General features: G+C 52.6%; 5 protein-coding genes and 1 pseudogene. 5 read left to right on the forward strand and 1 reads right to left on the reverse strand.

The features are described from left to right. Together M7F93_RS11520 and M7F93_RS11525 are read left to right on the forward strand one after the other, a co-directional pair. Positions 1-265 (forward strand): hypothetical protein (locus M7F93_RS11520; RefSeq protein WP_298173645.1); only part of this gene is annotated, 265 nt, incomplete at its 5' end. Positions 266-386: 121 nt separating this feature from the next. After that, on the forward strand, positions 387-773 hold the full coding sequence (locus M7F93_RS11525) for a hypothetical protein (protein ID WP_298173651.1): 387 nt from the start codon (positions 387-389) through the stop codon (positions 771-773). Positions 774-852: 79 nt separating this feature from the next. On the opposite strand, the pseudogene M7F93_RS11530 reads toward M7F93_RS11525, so the two are convergent. Next, a pseudogene (locus M7F93_RS11530) lies at positions 853-1,086 on the reverse strand (hypothetical protein); the annotation flags it as partial. A gap of 556 nt (positions 1,087-1,642) precedes the next feature. Here M7F93_RS11530 and M7F93_RS11535 point away from each other — a divergent pair. The 3 genes from M7F93_RS11535 to M7F93_RS12010 all read left to right on the forward strand — a co-directional run bounded on the left by M7F93_RS11535 (position 1,643) and on the right by M7F93_RS12010 (position 3,110). Further along, positions 1,643-1,924 carry a hypothetical protein gene (locus tag M7F93_RS11535; RefSeq protein ID WP_298173647.1) on the forward strand — a complete coding sequence of 94 codons (282 nt, stop codon included), beginning with the start codon at positions 1,643-1,645 and terminating at the stop codon, positions 1,922-1,924. Positions 1,925-2,264: 340 nt separating this feature from the next. Further along, entirely contained in the window at positions 2,265-2,951 is a 687-nt protein-coding gene (locus tag M7F93_RS11540) for a hypothetical protein (protein WP_298173649.1), read from the forward strand. A 21-nt stretch (positions 2,952-2,972) separates the two neighbouring features. Next, complete coding sequence (locus M7F93_RS12010) at positions 2,973-3,110, forward strand: carbohydrate porin (protein ID WP_366144786.1); 138 nt, start codon at positions 2,973-2,975, stop codon at positions 3,108-3,110. Positions 3,111-3,136 lie beyond the last annotated feature (26 nt).

Raw genomic sequence — 3,136 nt, forward strand, 5'->3', positions numbered from 1 at the left:
GACGCATAAAAATTACACCCTATGGACCGAAGACGCCGACACCGCGTTCCTGAACGGCCTCTCCGCGCGGCGCTTTTCCCACATGGCGAGCACCCTTGACCGTAAATTACAACTCCAGAAAGGCTGGCATGCCAATTACGTGACGCATCTGCAGGATGGCGCCTATAGCAGCTACGTCTGGCGCGTCACGCTTTATAATGGTCGGCAACTACTCATGCAAATGACGAAAAGTAACGGGAAGGTGGTGGGCTTTCATCTCGCCTGAACACTTGTCTCAGGAGTATTTCGCCGGACAGAGGGGAGAATCGGTGCTGGATGCCTTGGCCTGACGGGGAGAGTCATATCTCTCTTAACGCTTTATTTGAGATAATGATTTGGGAGGGATTATGCATCAGATAACCAGGGTATCCGGACAGCTTACCGCTGCGATGGGTCTCTATATCAGTGTGTGCACATGCTCGGCTACCGGGTTTGTGATCGTGAGTGAAAATCCGCTTTTAAATCCACCGGCAAATAGTATTGAGCAAAGTATTCAGCAAAACAATACACCAGAAATACAGCAACAACTTCAAAACGAGCAGAATGCTGAGCAGTTGCAACAAAGTCAACTCAATCTTAACCTGCAGCAGGAGCAAGAGCAATTACAACAGGAAAAAGAAAAAACACGTCTGCAGGAAAACCAGCAGCAGATTCAGAATGAACAGTTACAACAGCAATTACAATCTCAACAAATGCAGGATCGCCTCCAAGATCAGAACGAGGCGATCCGCTGAACGCAGCTGGCGCCGTGCGTGAACGGGCCAGATGCCATTGATAATCCACCGCCAGCCGAGCGGCTGGGCTGGTTTGATATTTCAGGCCTATAGGTCGGTCTTCCTGAGCACCGACGCCGCCCTGGTAATCTATGGACATGACCTTGTTGAGATAGATGATGTTACCTTCGCCGATGATTTCTGCCAAGTGGTAACAATACCCGTCAAATTGATTGCGGTCATAACGGATGTCGGCGAAAATCGCAGCAGTCCGCCACCCTGCAGTTCGGCATGTCCGAAGGTGGCCAGCAAACGCCAATCCATATCGTGGCACATACGGGTGCCAATTTCGGTCATCCGCGCGTGACGCTTTGCGGCCACAGGTAATCCGTGGGCACCCAGCCCGGGCGCTGGTAGTAAGGCCGCTGCGGAACAATAGAGGCCCACGCGGAAATCACTGACGAATATCCCAGCGAGCAACAACCCGGCCACCTGACCACCACCGTAAATCCCTGATGAGTTTTTCGTACAAGGGATTGGGGGGTGTCCGCACACCAACACTGCGTTTGCGCGGGCCAACAAGACGGCGTGGCACATCTTTGGCAACCAGCAGAATTAAAGTCCGTGGAAGCCTGCGAGGTTTAACCACACTCAATCCGGTTGGGTCCCAAAAACCCCAAATATAGGGTAGCTACATTATCTAACAGTTCCCCTTTCCTTTATGTGTAACAGAATTTTTAGCAACTGGATGAACACGGTTTCCACTATTATGGTGTTAGGTCCTCATTTGTAGTAATCTACATTTCGTGGCAGGTGCCGTTCGACGGACCAGTAACAAGGTCCACCGTCATACCTGAGTGACAAACCATATCTTTGTCAAGGAGTTAGCCATGAAACGGAAGAATTTTGCCTGGTCTCTGACGCTTGGTTCGGCATTTGCCGTAACGCTCGGCGCTCTGCCTTTGACCGCCGTGGCAGCTGATGCATCAGCACCACAGGTATTGGCCACTGCACGACCGGTGACCATGACGGTCTCTGCCAAAGGCGAAGGGAATTGTTCCCAGCGCATGAAATCCAAAGAAGGACTTTGCGTAAGTGCCGCAATGGTCAAGACCCATGATGGCAAATGTGGCAAGGCATATATGGTGCAGCATAAGAACATGCCCATGTAACAGTGACCTTGTGCTGCTGTGAAGACTGCCGGGTCAATATCATGGCGGCAAAAGTCGCGCAAACACCCTAAATGACACCGGGAATAAGCAGGCATGTGTAATAAGCAGACCCGAATGCATCTACTACCCGGATAGGTGGAAAATGATAAGTCGACTAGCGTCCTTTCATCTGACTGTTCGTATTATTCTGGTTGTTATCGGAATTTCAATGCTCTCCGGATGCGTGATTGCTCCACGCGGAGGATATTATGTCCATCCATGGGGAGGCTGGCATCGTGGTTGGCGGCGATAAACAAGCGTCGTCCTTCCTTCGCCAATAGCGTAATGTGGGGTCCATATCATGCTGATAAGACACCAATCTAAAAGAGAGCAAGCGACGATAGCCATCGCCGCAGCCTGCATGCTCTGCGTCTTGTGGTTCTACGCGGCACCGCGCGCCTCTGCACAAGTGGATTTCGCCTTCTCTGTCGGAGATGGGGTCAATGCTTACTATCTGCCCACGCGCTCAGATTTCATCTATGCGTATGATGGTTATTATTATGATTGGGCGGGCAATGGCTGGCTGTATAGTGCGGATGACTATGGACCATGGGCATCTCTGCCCATAACAGTTGCCGTGCCATTACCGCTCGAGTATGGACCCCCGCCGCCGGTTTTTCCCTACCAGCCCTACTTCGTCTGGTGGCGGGCACGAATTGCCCCTTGGTACCGCATGCATCACCCTGGCTGGTGGGTACGGCATCATGTGGATCTGATGCATTACCGGACATGGCGAGCCAGGGTGATCCCTCGGTACCGGGGTCGCCCCTTCTACCGTGGGGCTATCCGTCCGGTGTTCCATCCGCTACGCCCTGGTATCCGTCCATTGCGGCGCCGTCCCGTAGCTCGTATGGCAATTCATCCACGATATCATCCTTATGTTCGGCACCCCGTCGTCCATGCGCGGGTTATGGTCCGGCCACAGAGGATCGTGCGGCCACGACACCCTGTCCGTCGCCTGCGACATAGGCCGGCCAATCAGAAATAGTTCACATCTACCAAACGGTTGGTGTCATTATGGGACAAAAGGGTCACGGTTATTCCTTTTATCTTCTTGCAACCGGATCTCCAATGGGTCATCCATCCCGGCGGCCGCTACCCCAACGCCCTGATGGCTGGCCTGAGCTTGCATGTGCAGCTTTTTTGATAATGTGCCCTTCCAGGAAGGATCGT

The organism is Acidithiobacillus sp., from assembly GCF_027322205.1.
Taxonomy (GTDB): Bacteria; Pseudomonadota; Gammaproteobacteria; order Acidithiobacillales; family Acidithiobacillaceae; genus Acidithiobacillus.

What these genes read in the sequence shown, in the direction of transcription:
- M7F93_RS11535 (WP_298173647.1), top strand. Translation starts at nt 1,643, where the DNA reads ATGAAACGGAAGAATTTTGCCTGGTCTCTGACGCTTGGTTCGGCATTT.
- M7F93_RS11525 (WP_298173651.1), top strand. Translation starts at nt 387, where the DNA reads ATGCATCAGATAACCAGGGTATCCGGACAGCTTACCGCTGCGATGGGT.
- M7F93_RS11540 (WP_298173649.1), top strand. Translation starts at nt 2,265, where the DNA reads ATGCTGATAAGACACCAATCTAAAAGAGAGCAAGCGACGATAGCCATC.